Below are 23,162 nucleotides of genomic sequence, written 5' to 3'. Positions count from 1 at the left end.
TTCAATTGAAGGGCTTTTTTATGTGCAAACCGGTTTGCTATTTATAAAAGGGTTTTGTGCAGATTCATATATAACTTTGTCGCGTCCTGTGGTTTTAGCAATATACAAGCGCTTATCTGCCGCACTAAGTAGCGATTTAAAAGAGCTTGTTTGAGTATCGCTGCATGCCACTCCTGCGCTTATTCTTAAATAAATGGTGTTGCCGTAATAGCTAAAGGGCTTGTTTTTAATGTTTTTTCTGAGGGTGTTTGCCGCGCACTGTGCCTCATTTAAAGTGCAGTGGCTAAGTAAAATTGCAAACTCTTCGCCGCCTACACGTGCGGTAACTGCGCTGTTAGAAAAAAGCGCTGCAATATGCTGCGAAACCCATTTAATTGCCTCATCACCTGCATCGTGTCCGTATTCATCGTTAACGCGCTTAAAAAAGTCTATATCGACCATAATAATGCTAAGGGGATGCTCGGCATTATTTTTATTAAATAACGTATTGGCCACTGCATTTAAACCGCGTTTATTTAATAGCTGGGTTAATGGGTCGCGATTAGCAAGGGAGTTGAGCGTATGCTCTGTATTGGCAAACACTAAAAAAGGCAGCAATAGGGCGGCGCTAGTGGCAAGTATTAAGTGTACAGCCAAAGTAAATTGCAAAACAGAGGCAAAATTAAAGTTGAGCGCAGTAAAAAACGGCAACAGTAATAAAACTCCCTGTATTAGCATAACGAGTGCATGCAGTAATAGGCAAAGCAATAGCATACGTTGCTGTAATTTTGCTATAAAGCGGGTGCTTAAAACAATATACGAGGCATACAAAAATAACCCTGCCACAGTTAAACTAACCAATACTTGCTCTGCTGCGGTGTTGTAAACTACGAGTAAAAAAACCGCAGCCACGATGAGCAAATAGCTAACTTGCCTGCATATGCTTTTATTTAAAGGGCTGAGTGCTTTTAATCCCATAATTAAAAAAAGTGGGCAAGCAATAATAAATAGACTGGCAAAGTAATGGGTAATAAACGGCCATGCAATGATCACGCGTAAGCTTGCGCATAGTATGGCGAATGTAAAGGTGGTACAAGCTAGGCCAAAATATAAAAAACTAGTTTGTTTTTTATATTGATAAATAGAGATAAAATACAGCCCAATTATAAGGTTTAAAATAAAAGAAAGGCTTATAACGGTTGGTAAGTGCAGCATAGAAAGGTTCTTTTATTATAAAACGACTATTTTAATGGAGACTAGATACTAAAGCTTATATTAATTACAGTAACCTAGCTTAAAGTAGTATTTTTATAACCTTTAGTAGGTGTATCTATGCTGAATACACCTACTTTATTAAACTTCTCAGAGCCGAATCTATATCCGTAAAATGAAAACGGTAATTATGCGCTAACGCTTTTTTGGGTATTACATATTGCCCAGTAGTGAGCAAATCAGACATTTCACCCATTAACACTTTTAACACAGGGCTTGGCATGGTTAGGGCCGCAGGGCGAGACAATGCTTTACCTAAACTTTTGCTAAATACTTTATTGCTAACAGGGGTGGGTGCAGTGACGTTAATTGGCCCGCAAAGCGACGTGTGTTTTATAATAAATAAAATCAGTTGAATCATGTCATCAATATGAATCCACGACATACCTTGCTCCCCATCACCAATGGGGCCACCTGCAAAAATTTTAAACGCAGGAAGCATTTTACTTAAAGCGCCGCCGTTTTTGCTAAGTACAATTCCCGTGCGTAATAAACACACCCGTGTTTTATCACTTTGCGCTTTTAGTGCCGCATGCTCCCACTCTTTGCATAGCTGATGGCTAAATTCATCATTTACATCGTCGGTGTCCTCATCTACAGGAGTATCGCCTTGGCGGCCATAATAGCCAATAGCACTGCCAGATATAAATGTAGCAGGGGGCGTGCTGCAATTTAAAATAGCATCGCTGATTTGCGTGGTAAGGTTTATTCTGCTGTTTTTAATTGTTTGTTTTTGTGTCTGCGTCCAGCGTTTGTTAACGATAGGTTCGCCGGCTAAATTAATCACAGTATCTACATGGTTAAAATTAACCTCATCAACGCTGCTTACTACATCAATATTATGACCAAGCAATACATGGGCTTTGGTTTTATTTCGGCTCAGTACGGTTACTTTATGATGATGCAGCAAAAAAGGCGTTAAGTGTTTACCTATTAGGCCTGTAGCGCCTGTAAAAAAAATATGCATAAAAATCTTACCAATTTTAAGTGTACGATTTGTTTAAAATGTATACTATTTAAACTATCTTAATGCAAATTATTACGTTAACTAAAAAACAACGATCACTTTGTAAATATTTCATTTAATTAGTTTTTGCCTTACACTAAAGCGAATTTCATAAGAAAAGGATTGGCGCGTTGGCAAGTTTAACTGGCGTAAATAAAAGCTTAATAATATTTGCAGCCCTGGTGGTTGTATTAGCCGGTATTAAGGCCGCAAGTGTTATTATTATTCCCTTTATTTTGGCGGCGTTTATTGCCATTGTATGCAACCCGCTGATCACATTTTTTGGTCGCTATCGGATCCCTAAAGGGGTTTCTGTTGTTATTGTGGTGCTTATCATTGTGGGCTTAGGTGTAAGCTTAGGCGGCCTTGTAGGACAATCAGTTAACGACTTTTCTCAGCAACTTCCTGAATATAAAGCCCAGTTACAAGAAGAGTTTGTTTGGCTGGTCGATCTTGCATCGCAATACAATATCTTAATCGATAGAGATCAAATTCTCTCTATGTTTGACCCAGGTAAAATGGTTGATGTAGCCACGAATATGCTTACCGGCTTAGGTGGCGTAATGGCAAACATGTTTTTAATAATTTTAACTGTGGTGTTTATGCTTTTTGAAGGGCCTGCATTAAGCAAAAAAATTCATATGGCACTTGCCGACCCAGATAGAAAAATGGAGCAAATTGACCGCTTTTTGGTTTCTATTAATTCGTATTTAGCAATTAAAACATTGGTGAGTTTAGCCACCGGTATTATTGCAGCATTTTATTTATGGATTTTAGAAGTTGACTACTTTGTGTTGTGGGGCGTGTTGGCCTTTATGTTTAATTATATTCCTAATATAGGTTCTATTATTGCCGCAGTACCAGCTGTATTGTTAGCACTGATCACACAAGGACCATTAACAGCCGGGCTTGTAGGTGCAGGGTATTTAATTATTAATACGGTAATGGGTAACATTGTAGAGCCTAAATTTATGGGTAAAGGGCTTGGGCTTTCTACCTTGGTGGTGTTTTTGTCGTTAATATTTTGGGGTTGGTTATTAGGCACTGTAGGCATGTTGCTATCGGTACCTCTTACCATGATTGTTAAAATAGCCCTAGAGGCAAGTGATGAAGGGCGCTGGGTTGCCACGCTACTTGGTACTGGAGAGTCGATAGACGATAAATAATATCAATTGGTTTTCATAGCTTAAAATTGCGTATTTGATTAAATATTTGATACAAAAAAAGCGATTAATTCACAGTATTAATCGCTTTTTTTGTAGGGGTTAATCCCCGTTTAAAGTGGCTTTTTAAGCACTTGAGTAAACTGTTCAATAAGTGCAAGTTCACATAATTTGTAATCAATAGCGGCTTGGCTGGCATTTGGCAGTTTTAATATGTAGCGCCATTGGCAGCTTGCTTCAATATACTTTTGGTGGTTGTCGACGCTGCGCTTAAACAACATCAGTATTTGCGTATTTCCGCTTTGCTCTTCTAATTTAGTGAGTTCATATTTACGTTTTTGAACCCAAGTACCCTGATTGTATTTAGCCTGATTTATTTGGGTGTCTAAACACTGCGTATAGCGTTTAGTTTGGCTTGGCGTTGCGTTTTGCTCAAGCGTACACTGTGCTTGCGCACTGACATTAGCACTTAGTGCTAATAGGCTCGCAAGTGTGATTAAAAGGCTATTTTTTATCATTGTAATTAAACTCTAAAATAAATTGTGCGCCGCCCAAGGTGTCCGACTTATTAATCGTTAAGTGTCCGTTATAAGATTTAACCAAGTCCGAGACTATCGCCATACCAACACCGTGGCCGCTTTCGTAAGTATCAAGGCGGGTACCACGGGTTAATAAAGACTCGCGTTTATCCTCGGGTACACCGGGTCCATCGTCACTAATGCCTATGCACAGTGTTTTACTTTGAATGACTTGTATTTCTACTTGTGAGCGACACGCTTTACAGGCGTTATCAATTAAATTACCCAGTAATTCCATTAAATCTGTTTGGTCACCTAAAAAGTAATCTTTATCGGTCACGGTACAATTAAATATAATGTCTTTATCGCGGTATACCTTGGCCATTGCACTTAAAATAGAATCAACCACAGGTTTAACTGGGGTTTGTTTTTTCCATGTATCTGAGGCGCCAGTAGCTGCACGCTTTAACTGATGCTCGATCATTACATTTATTCTATCAAGTTGCTCTTGGGCATCGGCATCATTAGCAAGCGGGCTTGATTTTAATACCGCAAGGGGCGTTTTTAATGCATGTGCTAGGTCACTTAAAGAGGCTCTGTAGCGCTCTTTTTGACGTTGCTGCGACTCTAGTAATAAGTTTAGGTCTGATTTAATTGTTTGTAGCTCTACAGGGTATAAGCCTTTAATTTCTTGAATATCGCCCGACTCAATGGCTTTTATTTCTTTATCAAGACGTTGTAACGGCCGGCCGCTCCAAATAAATCCAATTGCCATTAAGCCGGCAATCGCAATACCCATTATAAACATCCAATCGACTAGGGTTTGCTTAAAGCCATCCATTAATCTTATCAATGCATCGTTTCGTTTGAGTAATATAAAACGTGCCTGCTCAGATTGGTCAATATTATTTAAAATGACCGTTAGGCTTAATTGCCAGTAAACCGCATTGTTGTAAACCACACGTCTAAAGTCGGCCGCACCTGCTTTAGGCTCTATGTACTCGGGTTTAAAGTTTACGTTTACTGCCGACTCTGAGTGCCACACAGGTACATCATCGCGGTAAATCATGGCGTAGGTATCTGAATTTAAGTTATTAAGCTCAGGCGTTAAAATTGTGCTGGGCATAATAATGCCGCGCTCAGTAAAGTCGACTTCAGAAATAAGGGAGTATAAGTGGGCTTCTAGATTTTTTTCGGTGGTTTCGACTAATGAGGCGTAATACGCTTTACCAATCGAGTAAAACAAAATAGGCAGTGCCACCAATAAAACAAAGACAAGGATAAATCCTTGCCTTATTTTAAGCGATATTTGCGATGCTACCACTGACTTTTAAGCCTGTAACCACGCCCACGTAGTGTTTCTACTGGGTTTAATGTGCCTTCAGGGTCTAATTTTTTACGCAGACGAAGTACAAATACTTCGATAACGTTAGAATCAAGATCGAAATCTTGGTCGTAAATGTGCTCAGTAAGTTCTGATTTAGAAATTACTTTTTGCGGGTTAACCATCAAATACTCAAGTACTTTGTACTCATAAGCCGTAAGGCTAAGTTCTTTGTCGTTAACCCAAACTTGTTGTGAGCGAGTATGAATTTTAATTGGACCCGCTGTCATTTCAGGGTTTGCTTTACCCGCACTGCGGCGAATAAGTGCGTTACAACGCGCAATTAATTCTTCAACATGAAACGGCTTGGTTAAGTAGTCGTCGGCACCAGCATCTAGGCCTTCAACTTTGTCTTGCCAGCGGTCGCGCGCCGTTAAGATTAAAATAGGGATCGTCACGCCTTGTGCACGTGCTTTATTGATTAGCTCAATACCGTCAATTTTTGGTAAGCCTAAATCAACCACCGCCATATCTAGCGGGTATTCTGTAATATGGAATAGGCCAGCTTCGCCATCGTGACATAAATCAACACTGTAACGTTCTTTCTCTAAAGCATTACGTAGGTTGTCTGCTAAGTGTAAATCATCTTCTATAACTAAAATTCGCATTTGCTAATCCTTTTTCACTTCGCCGGTTTTTTTATTTATATGTAAATCAACGACGTGGCCGTCAGATTTGAGTATACGTACAGTATAAAATTTTGCTTGTTCTGTAATTTTTAAGGTTTTACCGTCAGTTTCTTCTTTTGCAAGTATTACGGCTTTCTTTTTGCTGATCTCAGTTTTTTTAACTGCTTTGGTAACAGTCGTACTTGCGTGTACGGCGCCACTGACGCTAATACAGGCAATTAAACCAAGGGTTAATAATACACGCATGACGGGAACTCCTAGATCAAACCCAGCTATTCTAATTAACTAAGCTACTAAAACTCAAGTAAAAACGTCCAATATGCGCTTTTACGTTCGCCAGCTTAATTAATTAGCAGTGAACCAACCCTGAATTAAATAACGTTTTAAATTCAGGGTGTTCGTTACGCTGGTAATACTTTTTTATATGGTTTTACAACGGTGTTTGCGTAAACGCCGGCTGCAACGTATGGATCAGAGGCTGCCCATTCACGTGCTTTTTCAAGTGAATCAAATTCGGCAATGACTAATGAGCCTGTAAATCCAGCATCTTGCGGGTCTTCACTGTCGATTGCAGGCAGTGGGCCGGCAACAAATAAACGGTTTTGAGAGTCAAGTTCGCTTAAACGTGCTAAGTGGGCGGGACGGACTTCTTTTCTAAGCGGTAAGCTGTTTTCAACGTCGGTTGAATAAATCATGTACAACATAGTAATTCTCAAAAAAATGTTAAGTTTAATAACGCAAATACTAGCACAACGTTGATAGTTGGTGAACAAATTACCGTTAAAGCTAGGTTTACAGTTATTAATTATTTTTAGTGTGTAATTGCTTGAAAAGCGCGGCACAACACTGGTAGAGTCGCTTGAATAACTTAAAAATAACAAGGTTAATACATGAGCAATAATAGAGAGCATTTTAGCTCCCGTCTTGGCTTTATACTGGCTGCAGCAGGTTCGGCAGTGGGTATTGGCAACTTAGTAGGTTTTCCTGTGTCGGCAACTAAAAATGGTGGTGGTGCATTTTTACTTGTATACGCTTTGTTTGTTGCTTTTATTTGTTTACCGGTAATGATGGCTGAAATGGCCATGGGTCGTAACGCGCAAAAAGATCCACTTGGTTCGTACAAAGCGCTGGCAAATAACGACAAAAAATGGAAGTTTGCAGGCTTTTTGGCTGTATTAACGCCGTTTATGATTGCCGTATTTTACATGGTTATTACCGTGTGGATTTTTGGTTACTTAAGCCAAACCGCCATGGGTAATTTAGATGTATTGGCAGATCCGAGCCATTTTGGCAGCTTTATAAATAGCTACACTGTTTTTGGCTACATGGCTGTGGTGGTTATTATTGTTAACCTTATTTTATTGGGTGGGGTTAAACAAGGCATAGAAAAAGCCGCTAAGTTTTTAATGCCGGCTTTATTTGTTATGTTGCTTGCCCTTGTAGCGTATGTATTAACGCTTGATAACGCCATGGCTGGTGTTAAATATTATGTTATTCCTGATTTTTCTAAAATGAGCGCCAGCGTGCTTAATGGTGCACTAAGCCAAGCGTTTTTCTCATTATCGCTAGGTATGGGTATTTTAATGACGTACGCTTCTTACATATCTAAAAAAGATGACATTGTTGGCAGTGCTAAAATGGTAGCTATTACCGACTCATTAGTGGCATTTGTTGCCGGTTTAATGGTGTTACCGGCAATATTTAGTTTTGATCCTAATACCGACCCAGCCGCACTTTCTGATTCGTCTGTATCGATGATATTTGTATACTTACCTAAAATTTTATTAGCACTACAAAATGACATTGGTTACTTTGGCGCGTCTGCAGTGGCGTTTTCGTTCTTTTTATTAGTGTTTTTTGCAGCGATTACTTCGCTTGTATCAATTGTAGAAGTACCTACAGCGACCCTTAGCGACCGCAAAGGGATCAGCCGTAAAAAAGCCTTAGGTATTTTAACGCTAGCCACCGGTGTGTTAACTATATTATGTACTATGTCGTTTGGTATGGTTGATAGCCTAACGTCGTTTACTAGTTACGGCAGCGGTAATAAAAGCTTTTTTGATATTGTTTATGATGTATTTTACGACACTATATTGCCACTGAATGGTTTAATGGTGTGTTTATTTGTTATGTACCGCTGGAAAAAAGCGCGCCTAACAGATGAGCTAAGCCAAGGCTCACCTAATTACGCCGGTAGCTTTATGGAGAAATACGTTAACTTTTCGCTTTCTACGTTTATTCCGGTTATTTTATTAGCCATATTTATAAACACAGTAGCGACTAAGTTTTTTGCCTTTAAGTTATTTGGTTTTTAGGCTAAAAAAGTTTTCAAAAGCCGCGTATTAACGCGGCTTTTTTGTGTTTAAAATAGCGGCTTAGCTTGTTAGCTTATAGCTCCTGAGTCTAATGAAGTGCCAATCCCCAGTGTAAACATCCATAATCCCCATAAGCTATGCTCAATTACACACACTATGGTTGAGCGGCTTTGCGCGTAAGTAAACGAAAATAATAGCCCGCCTAAAAATGCTAAGCCTACAGCCACCCAATTGGCATACACAATATGGGCAAGGGCAAACACCGTTGCGCTTACCACTATACGCACTCTTTTTTTGGGCATAATGCGTTTATAGCGATGAAAAAAGTAGGTCCTGAAAATTAGCTCTTGTGGTAATACCGACAGCAGCGGGTATAGAAGCAGTAAAAGTAACCAGTTATAAAATGAGTGCAGCGGCATACTAAACCAATTTTCTTGGTGAATAATCCCGTAAAACACGCCTGAAAAAAGCGCTCCTAAAAAAAAGAAACTAAATAAACGGCGCTTTACCGCAGAAAACTGCCCCAGGCTTGTGAGTCTAAATCGCTTAAAGTGAGGGTCGTTCAGTAATAACATGCAGCACACACTCATTAAAACAATCAGTGCGGGTATGAGCCAGTTAGCTAGGTAACTGCGAAGGGTAAAGCCTATTAAAGGCAATAAAACAAATATTAGGGTAAATTCAAACCAGCGGTATTGATTGGCGTTCAAGGTCGTCTCTGATTGATTTTTTTTACACGCTATCAAGCAAAGACGACATTTTTATGACGAAGGTGTTTTACTTTGCGGGTTCTTCTTCATCAGGGAAGTACTTATACAAAGCAAATATAGTGATCAAAATACTCACAAAAGTAATGGCCATTAAGCCAAACACTTTAAAGTTAACCCAAAAATCGAGTGAGAAATTATACGCAATGTAAATATTCAGCACTGCAATACCTGCGGTAATGGCAACCCACATTAAGTTAAGCTTATTCCACACCGGCTCAGGTACCTCAATCGCCTGTTTAGAGTCGTTGGCGTTTTCGAGGATTGAGCTAAGGGCTTTTTTAACAAGATTTTTATTCAGTACGTAACGGCTAATTAATAAGGTAAGGCTTAAGCCGGCATAAATTAACGTGGCTTTCCATTTTATATACTGCTCATCGTGGAGTACTAAGGTTAATGTGCCAAACACCGCTGCAATAGCAAAAAATAGCCATTGGCGGGCAGGTACATGGCCGTGCTTAAAGTAGCTATACGCAACTTGAATAAGCGTAGTGACCATTAAAAGGCCTGTTGCCCAGTAAATATCAACTAATTTAAATACCGCAAAAAATAATATTAGCGGGATGTATTCAATCAATGCGTGCATATACTACCTAAATTATACAAAAAGAAGTCAGGGAAGTTTTTACCACATAACACTAGGCAACTACAAGGTTGACTTGTTGCCCTGTAAGCCTTAGCCTGCGTGGCTTTAATTATCCATCATCATATTCCCACGCTTAACCAACACTGATTAAGTGTGCATTTAGGAGCCTACAATGAACAAAGCACAACTTGTTGCCCAAATAGCCAAACGCAGTGAACTAACAAAAAAAGACACACAAGCAGCCCTTACTAGCTTACAAAAGGTAATTACTAAATCGTTATCTGAAGGCGACCAAGTGCAAATTAATGGATTTGGTACATTCGCTTTAAGCTACTACCCAGCGCGCACTGGCCGTAACCCACAAACAGGCGAAAGCATTGAAATAGAAGGCGCTACCAAACCCGTATTTAAACCAGCCAAAGCATTAAAAGATCTCCTTTAAATAGCAACTTGCATTGAGCGGTACCGGTGATCAGTACCAGCGACTAGTTCCTGCAACCAATACTTGCTAATAGCCCGGTTACCTTTTTAGGTTTAGTTAGCGCTATTAATCACAAAATTACAGTTCGGCGCACCCCGCTAATAGGGTGCGTCTACAAAATAAATACCCAGCTTTTAGTTAATGCCTTACTACTTCATCTTGTAAGCAAAGCTTGTGTGCTGGTTTTTAATACGCACTTTAAATTAAGCTATGTAGATTGTTCAAACCCTCTAAATGATTTACATAGCTTTGACAGCTTTAATTTATATTATCCATTATTTTCAATAGGTTAAAATTGGCATCGGTTATGCTTTTAATAGGGTGATTGAAACAATTTATTAAACGCAATAAGGAGATCTATATGTCTACATTACAAACAAGCACTCGTTTACAAGGCAAAAAAATTGCTATTTTAGCCACCGATGGCTTTGAGCAAAGTGAGCTATTATCTCCACGTGATGCTTTACTTAATGCTGGCGCCGATATCGATATTGTGTCGGTAAAAGAGGGTGAAATCACCGGCTGGGATGAAGATAAATGGGGCGACAAAGTAAGCGTAGATAAACTTGTTACAAATGCCAGTGCCAGCGATTACGATGCGCTTATGCTGCCAGGTGGCTTATTTAACCCAGATACGTTACGCCAAGATAAGCACGCAAAAGCGTTTATAGACGGCTTTTTTGGCGCTGAGAAAAACAAACCCGTCGCAGCTATTTGCCATGCCCCTTGGTTACTTGCCGAAATTAATAAATTACGCGACCGCACCGTTACATCATTCCCGAGCATTAAAAGTGACTTAATCAATGCTGGTGCAAACTGGGTTGATGAAGAGGTGAGTGTAGACCAAGGGTTAGTAACAAGCCGCAGCCCTGCAGATTTAGAAGCATTTAATGCAAAATTTATTGAAGAAATTTTAGAAGGTAAGCATCAAGCTCACTAAGTTTAGAGCTTAATAAAAAAGGGCATTTAAAATGCCCTTTTTTAATGTGTAAATTTTAAGCTTTTACAACACGGTGGCCGCTTTCATATCAGCTACAAACGCTTTTAACTTCGTTGTCATCGCGTCTAAATCATTTAGGTTGGCCTCAATAATTTTAACAACGGCTGAGCCTGAAATAGCACCAGCTGCGCCGGCATTTAGGGCGGCTTTTACATCATCGGGCGTAGAAATACCAAAGCCTAATAAAGCAGGGGCTGCATGGTATTCTTTTAGCTTAGTTACTATGTTACCCGCTGGCATTTGCGCTTTAGTATCGGTGCCGGTAACACCCGCACGCGATAATAAATACGTGTAGCCACGGCCGTAAGATGCACATTGGCGCAGAGTATCGTCATCGGCATTGGGTGTGGCAATAAATATTGGGTCTACACCGTTTGCTACGGCTGCTTTTCTAAACATTTTAGACTCATGCAGTGGTACATCAGCAACTAAAATAGAGTCTACGCCCGCCGCTTTAGCATCTTTATAAAATGTTTCTAAACCGCGTTTAAACACAAGGTTTGAATACAATAATAAGCCAATTGGAATATCTGCATTGTAATCGCGTATTTCTTTAATAATATCAAAGCAATCTTGCGTGTTAATGTTTACATCGAGAGCACGAATATTCGCCGCTTGAATAACGGGGCCATCGGCGATTGGGTCTGAAAACGGAATACCTAGCTCCAGTGCATCCGCACCGCCATCAATTAAGCTTTTAATAATGGCAATACTTTGCTCTTTACCTGGGTCGCCAATGGTAACAAATGGTACAAATGCACCTTGTTTTTGCTCATTAAGTGCAGCAAAGGTTTTACCGTAACGATCTGTATTTAACTGACTCATAGTTGACCTCCTTGTGATAAAACGCTGTGTACGTGGGTTAAATCTTTATCGCCACGGCCACTTAAGTTAACCACTAAAATGCTTTCTTCTGTTTGCTCTTCGGCGTATTTAAGCGCATAAGCAAGGGCATGGCTTGATTCAAGAGCTGGAATAATACCTTCGTTTTTAGCCAGTGCTTGGAACGCGTCAAGGGCTTCTGTATCGGTAATACCCACATATTGAGCACGGCCTGTTTCGTGTAAAAACGCGTGCTGTGGTCCAACTGCAGGGTAATCAAGACCGGCAGATACTGAGTATGACTCTTCTATTTGGCCATCGTCATTTTGCATAATGTACGTATAGGTACCGTGCAATATACCTTTTGTACCTTTACAAATTGTAGCGCCGTGCTCCTGGGTATCTAGGCCTTTACCTGCAGGCTCTACACCAATAAGTTTTACACTTGGCTCGTCAATAAAGTCAGTAAACATACCAATGGCATTAGAGCCACCGCCAACACAGGCTAGTACGGCATCCGGTAAGCGTCCTTCTGCTTTTAACACTTGTTGTTTAGCTTCTTCACCAATGATTTTTTGATACTCTCGTACAATTGTTGGGAATGGATGAGGACCCGCAGCGGTACCAAGTAAGTAGTGAGCGTCTTGGTAGTTTGCAGACCAGTCGCGTAGCGCTTCGTTTACCGCATCTTTTAATGTGCCAGAGCCGGCGGTTACCGGAATAACTTCTGCGCCCATTAATTTCATTCTAAATACATTAGGCTGTTGGCGCTCAACGTCTTTAGCACCCATATAAATTCGGCATTTTAAGCCAAGTAATGCACAGGCTAGGGCTGTTGCCACGCCGTGTTGGCCCGCTCCAGTTTCGGCAATAACTTCTTTTTTACCCATACGTTTAGTTAGCAACGCTTGGCCAAGTACTTGGTTGGTTTTGTGTGCGCCACCGTGCAGTAAATCTTCACGTTTTAGGTAAAGTTTTACTTTAGGGTTTTTAATTAAATTACGCGTTAATGTAAGCGGCGTAGGGCGACCGGCATACTCGTTTAATAATTTTGTAAACTCAGCCTGAAACTCAGGGTCTTTTTGTGCTTTGTTAAATTCGTTCTCTAACTGCTTAAGCGCAGGGACAAGTAGCTCAGGTACAAACATACCGCCAAACTCGCCAAAATAAGCTGGATTTTGCATTATAACCTCAATAATTTCTGATGCTTGTAAAAGCATTTTGTAATTTGATAGGGCACTTTTTACCCGCAGATTCTTCAACGCCTGAATTTAAATCAAGGCCTAGGGCACCTTGAGAAAGCGCGTCTTTTATATTGTCTGGATTTAAGCCACCCGCTAGCATAAAGGGGGTTGTTGCGTCGCGCAGTACTGCCCAATCAAATGCTTTACCTGTACCACCGGCTTGTGTATCGCTGTGGGTATCATAAAGATGGCGGTCTACGCCCGTAGCTGGGGTTGGCAATGTATCTTTAATTGCCTGTGCTTTCCAAATTTCACAACCTTCAGGTAACTGTGTACGTAATGCGGCAATGTAATCGTCACTTTCTTGACCGTGTAATTGTACTGCGGCAAGTTTTAGTTCGTGCGCGTATTGTACTACTTGCTGCGGGCTTGCATTAACAAAAACACCGACAAATTTAAGTGGCGCACTTTGGCTCAGCTCAATCGCACAATCTAAATCAACATAACGAGGCGATTTAGGGTGAAAAATGAGTCCACCGTACACTGCGCCGTTGTTGTAAGCGGCCTGTACGTCTTGTGCTCGGGTTAAACCGCACACTTTGTTATCACCTAAAATCACTTTTTTGCAGGCTTGTTCTAAATCGCGCTCAGCCATTAAAGAACTGCCAATTAAAAAGCCATCACATAATGGCGCTAGGCGTTTAACATCTTGATGAGTGTAAATACCTGACTCTGAGATAACCACTTTATCTTGTGGGATGAGTTTACGTAGTTTTTCGGTGGTTGCTAAATCAGTGCTTAAATCGCGAAGGTTACGGTTATTAATACCAATAATTTGCGCATCGAGTGCAAGGGCACGGTGCACTTCTTCTTCGTTACTTACTTCGGTTAATACCGACATGTTAAGCGAGTCGGCAACTGCATGTAGCGCTTTATATTGTTCATCATCAAGTACTGAAAGCATTAGTAATATAGCATCGCCGCCATAAATACGTGCCATGTAAACTTGGTACTCATCAATAAAAAAGTCTTTACAAATAAGTGGTTGCTCTACTTGGCTACGTACAAACTCTAAATAATCAAAGCTACCTTGAAAGTATTTAGTATCTGTAAGTACGCTCATGCAGCTAGCATATTTTTTATAAACAGAGGTGATCTCGGTTAAATCAAACGGCTCTCTTATTAGCCCTTTTGAAGGAGATGCTTTTTTACATTCTAAAATAAACTGCGTACCCGGCTTTGCTAACGCTTTATAAAAGCTGCGGCTAGTTGGCACTGCTAGGTGTTTAAAGCTCTCTAGTGGGCGCGCGGCTTTACGCTCTATTAGCTCTTGTTTTTTATCAGCAACAATTTTGTCTAATACATTAGCCATGACTTACCTCAATAATTGCATTTAATGTGTTCATGGCTTTGCCTGAACTTAGTAATGTTTGTACCTGTTGTGCGCCTTCTTTTAATGACTGTACTTTACCGCTTAGGTATAAAAGTGCAGCCACATTGACTACGATTGCAGCATTGTGCGCATCACTGCCTTTACCTTGTAAAATAGCAAGGCTTGCATTTGCGTTATATTGTGGGCCTTCACCGGCTAGTTGTTCAAGTGAATAGTTTGCAAGGTCAAAGTCGCTTGGGTTTAATGTGTACTGCGTTATTTCGCCATTGTTTAGCTCAACTACGTTAGTTGGGCCGTGCAGGGCTATTTCGTCAGTGCCAGAACCATGCACTATCATCGCGCGCTTAGTGCCTAATGTTTTAAGTGTTTGCGCCATTGGCATACATAAAGACTCATCGTAAACACCCAGTAATTGCACGTGTGGTGCAGCAGGGTTAGCAAGCGGGCCTAAAATATTAAAAATGGTACGTGTTTTAAGCGCAGTACGTACGCCCATCGCGTGGCGTACACCACTGTGGTAATGCGGTGCAAACAAAAAGGTAAAATGGGTTTTCTCAAGGCACTGTGCAGCTTGTGCTGGGCTCATATCAATATTAATGCCCAGTGCTTTTAATAAATCAGCAGAGCCCGAATTACTCGATACACTGCGATTACCATGTTTTACCATATTAATACCCGCGGCAGCTGCAACAATAGCCGCGGTAGTACTAATATTAATCGTGTTTGAGCCATCGCCCCCGGTGCCGCAGCTATCGGCAAGTTGCGTGCTAGCGGTTGGAAAGGCAACGGCGTTTTCTCGCATTGACGCTGCAGCGCCGGCAATTTCATCGCTTACTTCGCCTTTTATTTTAAGGCTGATTAGCAATGCAGTGAGCTCTATTTCGCTCATGTTACCTTGCATTATTTGGTTAAATAATGCGTTTGATTGGGCATAGTTTAACGACTTGCCTTGAATAAGTTGCTCAATAGCGTATTGAACATTTATGGTCTCTTGTGCTTGGGTACTCATAATGTCCTCTATTAGTTGGTGCGCGTTAAGTACGCAACACTTTGTTGAAGTAGCATTGCACCATTTGGCGTAAGTATTGACTCAGGATGAAATTGATAACCTAACGCTTTATCGTCGTGGTGATATATGGCCATAGGAATATCGTCAAATTGTGCAATTACCTCAATATTTTCAGGTACCTTGGTTGCCATTAATGAATGATAACGTGCTACGGGCATGGTGTTGCCCATTCCTTCAAACACCGGATGCGGGTTTAAATTAATGATTGATGACTTACCATGTACGGTTTCGCCCGCGTGGCCGATTACTCCGCCGTAACTTTGTGTAAGTGCTTGTTGCCCTAAGCAAATCCCCAGCATGGGGAAGTGGCCTTTAGCCAGTTCGATTAATTCCATTAAGCAACCTGCATCACTGGGTGCACCAGGGCCTGGCGAAAGCACTAATAATACTTGCCCAGCCTCTTGGCGCATTTTATTAAAAATAACCTCTGCGCTTATGTTATTTCTGTATACCACAAGCTCACAGCCCAGCATGGTTAGTTCATCAACAAGGTTGTAGCTAAACGAATCAAAGTTATCTAAAAAGTATATTTTCATTGGGTTTGCTGTGCTCATTTTATACCGCCTCATAAGTCGATTTTATGGCGGTGATCACCGCTTGGGCTTTAGCGCGGGTTTCGTTAGCTTCGGCTTGTGGATCAGAATCGTAAACGACACCTGCACCAGCTTGCACATACGCGGTATTATTTTTAACAAACGCTGAGCGAATAACAATGCAGCTATCCATTGCACCATCGCCTGTTAAATAGCCTACTGCGCCACCGTAGCTGCCACGGCGTTTGCCTTCGGTTTGGCGTACAAGTTCGGCAGCGCGTACTTTAGGAGCGCCTACCAGCGTGCCCATGTTCATACACGCTTGGTAAGCGTGTAGTGCATCAAGCTCAGGCTTTAATGTGCCCACCACGCGAGAAACCAAGTGCATTACTTGCGAGTAGCGGTCTACTTTTAAAAGCTCTTTTGCATGGCGCGTGCCGGCTACACTGATGCGTGCCACATCGTTACGAGCTAAATCAACGAGCATTAAATGCTCAGCACGCTCTTTTTGATCGTTTCTTAGTTCAAGCTCAATACGGCTGTCTAAATCTGGGTTGATTGTGCCATTGGCAAATTTTCCACGTGGGCGAGTACCGGCAATAGGGTAAACTTCAACTTGTTTGCTTTGTACTTCGTATTTAAGTGCAGACTCAGGTGAGGCGCCAAATAAAGCAAATTCTTCATCGCGCATATAAAACATATAAGGGCTTGGGTTTTGCTTTTTAAGCTGGCTATATGCGTGCAACGAATCAGGGCAGGGCAGTGAAAACGTACGCGAAGGCACAACCTGAAAAATATCACCATCAACGATGTTCTTTTTAAGTTTAACCACTTGCTCGCAGTAAGTTTCATCGCTTATATCAACACTTACATCGCAGGTGCCAGTTTGCATAGGCGCACTAAACTCTTCTGCTTTGTCGCATAGGGCATTTAATCGTTCTAGCTCTTTACCTACCTCAAAACAATTAGCGTGTACGTCTGGGCCATTAAACACATTACCAATAAGCTCGGTAGTTTGTTTTTGATGGTCGATAACCACTAAGGTTTCGGCTAAGTAAAATACGTAGTCTGGGCAGGTGTTTTCGCCATCGGGTACGTCGCTTAGCTGCTCAAAATTAGCCACCATGTCATAGGCAAATACACCGCCCAAAAATACCGAGAACGGGTTTTCGGTGGTGCTTTTGATACTGTTTATGCAGGTACGTAGTGCGCTAAATGCATTATCGGCAACCAGCTTGCTTGCCTCGTCAATGTCATTAGAGCCGCCTTTATAAACAAGGGTTAGGCTTGTGTCGGTTAAGGTTGCATCGCAGCTTTGAACATTGGCTCTTAAATATGGCAGTAACTGTTTACCGTTATTAGATTGTGCGCTTACCGTGACGGTTTTACCTTGGCAAACAATGCGCAGCGCGCAGTCAACTAAAATTAAACTTTTAACACTGTCTTTAGAATCAATTTCGGCTGATTCAAGCAGTAGCGAATTAGGCTTATCAAGTGCTGCATAAAGTGCAAGTGGGCTACTAATGTAGTCGCGCACTTGCGTTATGCTAGTAACTTCGCCTGGTGTGGTAGTTATATGACTAAAAATCAAACCTCATTCCCTCAAAAAATAAAACCCCGCAATGCTTTTGCAATGCGGGGTTTGAATAACGATATCTAAATTACAAACAGATCATTACCGTCCCGCTATATCAGGCGCCACCACCAACGATGTGTAAGAGTAAGACCGTTATTCATGTTTTTTTGCCTCAAAATAAAAAATTAAATACGTAAAATTTAGTTATAAAAAAACCCGCATAGTTGCGGGTTTTGAATATTTGCTAGACACGACAATTCATCACCCAAAAATTATGAGTGCCACCACCAAATAGTGTGTTGAATTGAATTGATCATTTTTATTAATTCTTAATGTGTCTTAAAGTGACTACAGTAAAACGTATTTAGCGCTTTTGTGTCAAGTGTTTATTTAAAACAATTTAGTCAAAAAAGTTGTTATACTTATATAAACATCTATTACCCTTAAATTTAAGCAGTTTTCTTTTGATAAAATACGATTTACACAGCCATACAACGCATTCAGACGGACATTTAACAGTTGAGCAATTATTAAACCGCGCCGTAGAAAAAAACATTGATGTGTTTGCGATAACCGATCACGACACTGTGGCTGCTATTACGCCGGCAAAAGCGTTTATCGAAACAGAAAACCTACCGCTTAAGCTTATATCTGGCGTAGAAATTTCTACCAAGTGGGAAAGCTTTGAAATACATATTGTTGGGCTAAATATTGATATAAACAACAATGCCCTTACATCATTGTTATCGGCGCAGCAGCAAAAGCGTGACGAACGCGCCATTGAAATTGGCAAAAGGCTGGCAAAAAACGGTTTTGATGGCATTTACGAACAAGCCAAGGCGCTGGCAGAAAACGCCCAAATAACACGTGCTCATTTTGCACGTGCATTGATTGAAAGAGGCGTAGCTAAAAATTTTCCTGGGGTATTTAAAAAATACTTAGGGCGCAGCAAAACAGGTTATGTTCCAAGCAATTGGTGTGATATGCAAACAGCTATTAGCGCCATTCATGCTGCGGGCGGGGTTGCAGTACTTGCACACCCAGGGCGTTATCAAATGTCTAATAAATGGTTACGTAAGTTACTTGTGCAATACAAAAGTGACGGGGGCGATGCCATGGAAGTTGCGCAACCGCAACAAGCGCCTACTGAACGCCAATTTTTAGGGCAATTGAGCCAAGAGTACGGTTTACTGTGCTCGCAAGGTTCTGACTTTCATTTTCCAACTAGTTATTTAGAGCTAGGTAAAAACTTATACTTACCCAAAGACTGCCAAGGGGTTTGGCAAGTGTGGGAAGGGCAAGAAGGAGCATTATCATGAGTCAATTAATTCATATTCACCCAGCAAACCCACAGCCACGACTTATTAGCCAAGCGGTTGATATTATTAAACAGGGCGGGGTTGTTGTATACCCAACAGATTCGGGATACGCGATAGGGTGTAACCTCGGTAATAAGCAAGCAAAAGAGCGCATTGAGCGTATTCGTGGAATAGAAAAACACCATAACTTTACGCTGGTATGCCGTGATTTATCTGAGCTGGCAACTTATGCCCGTGTAGATAACCAAATGTTTAGGCTTATTAAAAATAATACGCCAGGGCCATACACCTTTATTTTTAAAGGCACAAAAGAGGTGCCAAAGCGGTTATTAAACGATAAGAAAAAAACCATTGGTATGCGCGTTATAGAGCATCCAATTGCATGTGCATTACTTGCAGAGCTTGGGGAGCCGTTAATGTCGTGTTCGTTAATTTTACCTGGAGAAGAGTTTACAGAATCAGACCCAGATGAAATTTTAACGCGTTTAGATAAACACGTAGATTTAATTATTGACGGCGGACACCTTGCAGAGCAAGCAACCACGGTTATTGACCTATCAGAAGACGATATTCACATTTTGCGTGTAGGGTGTGGCGATACCAGCCCGTTTGAGTAACCTTGGTGAGTGATACAACACAGGGCGAAAAAAATACTCAAAGTGAGCCAGTGCAGCAAAAGCTGCCACTAGCTTTTTTGCATGGCAAAGCCGTTGTAGATAAACCTGAAGATTTGTACATTCCGCCCGATGCACTTGAAATTATTTTGGAAACCTTTGAAGGACCGCTTGATTTACTGCTGTATTTAATAAAAAAGCACAAGTTAGATGTGCTCGAACTCTCTATTTTTAGCATTACTGAGCAATATGTCAGTTATGTAGAAATGATGAGTGAGTTTCAGTTAGAGCTTGCCGGTGAGTACTTAGTAATGGCAGCGTTATTGGCGCAAATAAAATCGCGTCTGTTATTGCCTGTTCACGAGGAGCTAGAAGAAGAGGAAGACCCCCGCGCAGAACTGATCAAGCGTTTACAAGAATACGAGCAGTTTAAAAAAGCAGCCGAAAATATAGATGCCATCCCCCGTGTAGGCCGTGATATTTTTGTCGCAAATGCAACTATGCCGGCTATTGAAAATGCCGCTCAAAACCTGCCAGAGCTAGAGTTAAAAGATTTAATGTTAGCTCTGAGCGACGTGATGGCGCGTGCCAAAACATTTGAGCATCACCAAGTGACAGCAGAAACCCTCTCTACCCGTGAGCGGATGAGCAAAATTTTAGCCCAGCTGAGTAACGCAAAAAAAGCGCTGCCGTTTAACGATTTATTCACCCTTAGTGAAGGGCGAAGCGGTGTAGTGGTTAGCTTTATTGCTATGCTTGAGCTTATAAAAGAAGGCTTAATTAGCTGTTTGCAAGTCTCACCTGATAGCCTAATTTACATAAACCTTACCAACACGCCAAATAGCTAATTAGTAAAACTTGTAGCTCAAGTTGTATGTGCGTATATGCACAGATGCTGTTTGTATACGCTATTTTAGTTTTTCTTCACCCTCTATATTCTTAAATTATTGAATTTAGAGGAACCCACATGTTTAAAAATACGCCCACATCTTATGGCCTTATTGCCATTATTTTACACTGGTTGATGGCTTTTACCGTGTTTGGTTTATTTGGCTTGGGCTTATACATGGTTGAGCTAACCTATTACGACAGCTGGTATAAAGGCTCACTGGATTTACATAAAAGTATAGGTATAACGCTCGCCGCAGTGCTTATTTTTAGAATTTTGTGGCGCGTATTCAGCCCCAAACCTCGCCCCCTTAGTCAAAATAAAACAGTAAACCACATTGCACATACCGCGCATATTGTTATGTACCTAATTTTAGCAGTCATTGTAGTGGCGGGTTATTTGATTTCTACCGCCGATGGCAGAGCAATCGCTGTTTTTTCGATATTTAATGTACCTGCTTTGGATTATAACTTTGATGGACAAGCCGATATTGCCGGAAAAATTCATTACTACGGTGCGTGTACATTAATTGGCTTGGCTGTTTTGCATGCACTGGGGGCATTAAAGCACCACTTTATTGATAAAGATAAAACCTTAACGAGAATGATCAAACCAAAGGAATACTAACATGAAAAAACGACTAGTAACTGCAGCTCTATCGGGTGTAATAATGTTATCGGCTACTGCAAATGCAGCAGATTATGTAATTGATACGCAAGGGGCGCATGCATTTGTTACCTTTAAAATTAAGCATTTAGGCTACAGCTGGCTGCACGGGCGATTTAACCGTTTTGATGGCAGCTTCAGTTACGACGCTAAAACGCAAACAGGGTCTAATATTTTAGTAAATATAGATACAGCAAGTTTAGACTCTAACCATGCGGAGCGTGATAAACACTTACGCGGTAAAGACTTTTTAAATGTGGATAAATACCCAACAGCAACATTTAAAAGCACCGATGTGAAATTTACCGATGATGATACAGCCACAGTAACGGGTGACTTTACTTTACATGGCGTAACTAAACGCATTACGTTTGAAATGGATAAAGTAGGTGAAGGGCAAGACCCTTGGGGTGGCTACCGTGCTGGTTTTGAGGGCGAAACCAGTTTAAAACTCACCGATTACGGTATTGATTATAATTTAGGCCCGGCGTCTACCCATGTTGATATTGGACTGTCTATTGAAGGTGTGCGTAAATAATAAAGCGTAAATTAAATTAAACGCCACTTTAGTTAGTGGCGTTTTTGTTTTTTGTAGCGTGAATTCTTGATTCTAATAAGGGTTTTAAATGTGGGGGCAACCAGCGTAACATTACTTGGTGGTATTGCTCGGTTTGCTTAATTTTTTTTAATTGCTCATCTAATAGTTGAATATTTTTAGCACCTTGCTCATTTTTAGTGCAGCCAATGTAGCCATAACTTAGCGGTGGCGCTTCAACAATCGCTCGCTGAGTTAGGTTTTCTTCAAAGTACATAGATTTAGCTAAGTAATGGTGCTCACTTGGGTAACCTAATAAAATATCTAAGCGCTTTAAATTAAGCATATAGGTAAGGCTGGCTAAACTATTTCGCGTTGGGCGAATAACAATATCAACATCGGGGGTGTTATTTATTACGCTGTCGAGTTGCTCGCCGTATGAGCGGTTCATAGATACACCTAATGTGAGCTTTTTTTCTGCTAGTAAATCCTGCAACGACACCGCCTCTGAGTTAGGCACTTCAAGCGAATGCGCCAAACCTTTATGCATAGCAATGGAAGGTGAAAGGCCCGTGGTTGAGCTTTGCTCGCTAAAGTGAATAAACTTTTCTCTAAATGCATTTTTATAAAGTGATAGGGCGCAATGTGTGGCTGATTTATTGGCTAGTTCTTGCGTTACTTTGCCAGAGGGGATAACAAGGCGATTAAACGTGATGTGCTCAAGTTGTTGCTCGAGTAAGGTTATAACGCTTTCATCACGCCCCTGGTGTTGGTATTTTCCATTTAAAATGTAATAGGGCGCAAAGTCGTGCGTTAGCCAGTTAATCGTGTGGGCGTAACTGACTGAAGAAATGCTTAAATATAAGGTGATACACAAAAATGCACGGAGCATTACTACAACTACCTAAAACAATGAAAGTATCGCTATTGTAGTCAATTAAGTGCAACAAAGTAAAATGCCAGCTACAAAGCTGGCACATTTTATTAACATTAACTGCTTAATCAGTTAATTGCTCGCAATGTTTAGTTGGCTTTTAACCATTTTACAAATTCGCGCGCTTCGCTTGCTTTTTGGAACATTGCGTTTTTCAAACCTTGTGTATCACTAAAAATAACACGTTGTTTGTTTACGGAAATTGATTGCACCGGATGGGCAATTTGGATCATAGATCCATTGTATTTATAAGACATAATAAAACTCACTTTATTCTTGTTATTTACTCTGCGCTATTTTTTATAGCCAAATGCAGTTAATAAATTAACGATGTTGTGTTTAGCTTCATTACAGTGTTGACGATCTTTATGACACTTTTGCGATGATATTAAAAAATCATCAAGGTATTAATAGGGGTTCTCGCCGTACAATAACTTAGCTTTAAAATATACGTTTTGCGGGGCTTACTGGATCAGGGTAAAAAGGTTAACCGCGGTGGTTTTTTAAGACCAGAGAAGAAAGGTAACC

26 protein-coding genes are annotated in these 23,162 nt (G+C 40.8%); 9 read left to right on the top strand and 17 right to left on the bottom strand.

The features are described 5' to 3' along the window. Positions 1-18 precede the first annotated feature (18 nt). Both CWB60_RS04195 and CWB60_RS04190 read right to left on the bottom strand, forming a co-directional pair. Positions 19-1,194 carry a GGDEF domain-containing protein gene (locus CWB60_RS04195; RefSeq protein ID WP_138576836.1) on the bottom strand — a complete coding sequence of 392 codons (1,176 nt, stop codon included), beginning with the start codon at positions 1,192-1,194 and terminating at the stop codon, positions 19-21. Between the two features lie 130 nt (positions 1,195-1,324). Further along, a complete protein-coding gene (locus CWB60_RS04190) occupies positions 1,325-2,218 on the bottom strand; it encodes a TIGR01777 family oxidoreductase (RefSeq protein WP_138576834.1) in 894 nt (297 codons plus the stop codon). A gap of 170 nt (positions 2,219-2,388) precedes the next feature. On the opposite strand from CWB60_RS04190, the gene CWB60_RS04185 reads away from it, so the two are divergent. Continuing rightward, on the top strand, positions 2,389-3,423 hold the full coding sequence (locus CWB60_RS04185; RefSeq protein ID WP_138576832.1) for an AI-2E family transporter: 1,035 nt from the start codon (positions 2,389-2,391) through the stop codon (positions 3,421-3,423). Between the two features lie 110 nt (positions 3,424-3,533). Here the strand turns inward: CWB60_RS04185 and CWB60_RS04180 are convergent, their stop codons facing one another. The 5 genes from CWB60_RS04180 to CWB60_RS04160 all read right to left on the bottom strand — a co-directional run bounded on the left by CWB60_RS04180 (position 3,534) and on the right by CWB60_RS04160 (position 6,655). Continuing rightward, positions 3,534-3,938 (bottom strand): hypothetical protein, encoded by a 405-nt coding sequence (locus tag CWB60_RS04180; RefSeq protein WP_029772701.1) that lies wholly within the window; start codon positions 3,936-3,938, stop codon positions 3,534-3,536. Next, complete coding sequence (locus CWB60_RS04175) at positions 3,925-5,262, bottom strand: ATP-binding protein (RefSeq protein ID WP_138576830.1); 1,338 nt, start codon at positions 5,260-5,262, stop codon at positions 3,925-3,927. The genes CWB60_RS04180 and CWB60_RS04175 overlap by 14 nt, the downstream gene beginning before the upstream one ends. Further along, positions 5,256-5,930 carry a response regulator transcription factor gene (locus tag CWB60_RS04170; RefSeq protein WP_004586804.1) on the bottom strand — a complete coding sequence of 225 codons (675 nt, stop codon included), beginning with the start codon at positions 5,928-5,930 and terminating at the stop codon, positions 5,256-5,258. Before CWB60_RS04170 ends, CWB60_RS04175 begins: the two co-directional genes overlap by 7 nt. Positions 5,931-5,933: 3 nt before the next feature. Continuing rightward, entirely contained in the window at positions 5,934-6,197 is a 264-nt protein-coding gene (locus tag CWB60_RS04165; protein ID WP_121637587.1) for a PepSY domain-containing protein, read from the bottom strand. A 155-nt stretch (positions 6,198-6,352) separates the two neighbouring features. After that, a complete protein-coding gene (locus CWB60_RS04160) occupies positions 6,353-6,655 on the bottom strand; it encodes a YciI family protein (protein ID WP_054982640.1) in 303 nt (100 codons plus the stop codon). Positions 6,656-6,841: 186 nt separating this feature from the next. Here CWB60_RS04160 and CWB60_RS04155 point away from each other — a divergent pair, with 186 nt between their 5' ends. Beyond that, on the top strand, positions 6,842-8,266 hold the full coding sequence (locus CWB60_RS04155) for a sodium-dependent transporter (protein WP_138576828.1): 1,425 nt from the start codon (positions 6,842-6,844) through the stop codon (positions 8,264-8,266). A 68-nt stretch (positions 8,267-8,334) separates the two neighbouring features. Here the strand turns inward: CWB60_RS04155 and CWB60_RS04150 are convergent, their stop codons facing one another. Together CWB60_RS04150 and CWB60_RS04145 are read right to left on the bottom strand one after the other, a co-directional pair. Further along, entirely contained in the window at positions 8,335-8,976 is a 642-nt protein-coding gene (locus CWB60_RS04150; protein WP_096041561.1) for a CPBP family intramembrane glutamic endopeptidase, read from the bottom strand. A gap of 67 nt (positions 8,977-9,043) precedes the next feature. After that, a complete protein-coding gene (locus CWB60_RS04145; protein ID WP_004586799.1) occupies positions 9,044-9,619 on the bottom strand; it encodes an inner membrane-spanning protein YciB in 576 nt (191 codons plus the stop codon). Between the two features lie 172 nt (positions 9,620-9,791). On the opposite strand from CWB60_RS04145, the gene CWB60_RS04140 reads away from it, so the two are divergent. Both CWB60_RS04140 and CWB60_RS04135 read left to right on the top strand, forming a co-directional pair. Continuing rightward, positions 9,792-10,061 carry an HU family DNA-binding protein gene (locus CWB60_RS04140; protein WP_138576826.1) on the top strand — a complete coding sequence of 90 codons (270 nt, stop codon included), beginning with the start codon at positions 9,792-9,794 and terminating at the stop codon, positions 10,059-10,061. Between the two features lie 400 nt (positions 10,062-10,461). Next, entirely contained in the window at positions 10,462-11,040 is a 579-nt protein-coding gene (locus tag CWB60_RS04135; RefSeq protein ID WP_004586797.1) for a type 1 glutamine amidotransferase domain-containing protein, read from the top strand. 63 nt (positions 11,041-11,103) lie between these two features. On the opposite strand, the gene trpA is transcribed toward CWB60_RS04135, so the two are convergent. Genes trpA through CWB60_RS04105 form a run of 6 tightly spaced genes read right to left on the bottom strand, consistent with a single transcriptional unit; the run spans position 11,104 to position 17,692 of the window. After that, positions 11,104-11,925, bottom strand: coding sequence for a tryptophan synthase subunit alpha (gene trpA / locus CWB60_RS04130; protein ID WP_138576824.1), 822 nt, complete (start codon positions 11,923-11,925; stop codon positions 11,104-11,106). Then, positions 11,922-13,106: a tryptophan synthase subunit beta gene (trpB, locus tag CWB60_RS04125; RefSeq protein WP_138576822.1), complete on the bottom strand. Its 1,185-nt coding sequence runs from the start codon at positions 13,104-13,106 to the stop codon at positions 11,922-11,924. Before trpB ends, trpA begins: the two co-directional genes overlap by 4 nt. Before the next feature lie 7 nt (positions 13,107-13,113). Then, positions 13,114-14,478 (bottom strand): bifunctional indole-3-glycerol-phosphate synthase TrpC/phosphoribosylanthranilate isomerase TrpF, encoded by a 1,365-nt coding sequence (gene trpCF / locus CWB60_RS04120; RefSeq protein WP_096739489.1) that lies wholly within the window; start codon positions 14,476-14,478, stop codon positions 13,114-13,116. Continuing rightward, entirely contained in the window at positions 14,471-15,508 is a 1,038-nt protein-coding gene (gene trpD / locus CWB60_RS04115) for an anthranilate phosphoribosyltransferase (RefSeq protein ID WP_138576820.1), read from the bottom strand. The genes trpCF and trpD overlap by 8 nt, the downstream gene beginning before the upstream one ends. An 11-nt stretch (positions 15,509-15,519) precedes the next feature. After that, complete coding sequence (locus CWB60_RS04110; protein ID WP_138576818.1) at positions 15,520-16,122, bottom strand: aminodeoxychorismate/anthranilate synthase component II; 603 nt, start codon at positions 16,120-16,122, stop codon at positions 15,520-15,522. 1 nt (position 16,123) lies between these two features. After that, positions 16,124-17,692, bottom strand: coding sequence for an anthranilate synthase component 1 (locus tag CWB60_RS04105; protein ID WP_055255700.1), 1,569 nt, complete (start codon positions 17,690-17,692; stop codon positions 16,124-16,126). A 449-nt stretch (positions 17,693-18,141) separates the two neighbouring features. Here CWB60_RS04105 and rnm point away from each other — a divergent pair, with 449 nt between their 5' ends. The 5 genes from rnm to CWB60_RS04080 all read left to right on the top strand — a co-directional run bounded on the left by rnm (position 18,142) and on the right by CWB60_RS04080 (position 21,703). Next, positions 18,142-18,996, top strand: a complete 855-nt coding sequence (gene rnm, locus CWB60_RS04100; RefSeq protein ID WP_004586790.1) for an RNase RNM — start codon at positions 18,142-18,144, stop codon at positions 18,994-18,996. Continuing rightward, the gene (locus tag CWB60_RS04095) at positions 18,993-19,613 is read left to right on the top strand and encodes an L-threonylcarbamoyladenylate synthase (RefSeq protein ID WP_004586789.1); all 621 of its coding nucleotides are present in this window, start codon (positions 18,993-18,995) and stop codon (positions 19,611-19,613) included. The genes rnm and CWB60_RS04095 overlap by 4 nt, the downstream gene beginning before the upstream one ends. Positions 19,614-19,618: 5 nt before the next feature. Continuing rightward, positions 19,619-20,458 carry a segregation and condensation protein A gene (locus CWB60_RS04090; protein WP_138576816.1) on the top strand — a complete coding sequence of 280 codons (840 nt, stop codon included), beginning with the start codon at positions 19,619-19,621 and terminating at the stop codon, positions 20,456-20,458. 119 nt (positions 20,459-20,577) lie between these two features. Beyond that, positions 20,578-21,126, top strand: a complete 549-nt coding sequence (locus CWB60_RS04085) for a cytochrome b (RefSeq protein ID WP_054982631.1) — start codon at positions 20,578-20,580, stop codon at positions 21,124-21,126. Between the two features lies 1 nt (position 21,127). After that, a complete protein-coding gene (locus CWB60_RS04080; RefSeq protein ID WP_138576814.1) occupies positions 21,128-21,703 on the top strand; it encodes a YceI family protein in 576 nt (191 codons plus the stop codon). Positions 21,704-21,731: 28 nt separating this feature from the next. On the opposite strand, the gene CWB60_RS04075 is transcribed toward CWB60_RS04080, so the two are convergent. Next, entirely contained in the window at positions 21,732-22,592 is an 861-nt protein-coding gene (locus CWB60_RS04075; RefSeq protein WP_138576812.1) for a transporter substrate-binding domain-containing protein, read from the bottom strand. 131 nt (positions 22,593-22,723) lie between these two features. Then, positions 22,724-22,891, bottom strand: coding sequence for a hypothetical protein (locus tag CWB60_RS20720; RefSeq protein WP_024033460.1), 168 nt, complete (start codon positions 22,889-22,891; stop codon positions 22,724-22,726). Between the last annotated feature and the right edge of the window lie 271 nt (positions 22,892-23,162).

The sequence above is a fragment of the Pseudoalteromonas sp. S327 genome, assembly GCF_005886415.1.
Lineage (GTDB): Bacteria > Pseudomonadota > Gammaproteobacteria > Enterobacterales > Alteromonadaceae > Pseudoalteromonas > Pseudoalteromonas atlantica.
The sequence above is the reverse complement of the archived record's forward strand: the minus strand, read 5'-3'. Positions and strand labels throughout refer to the sequence as shown.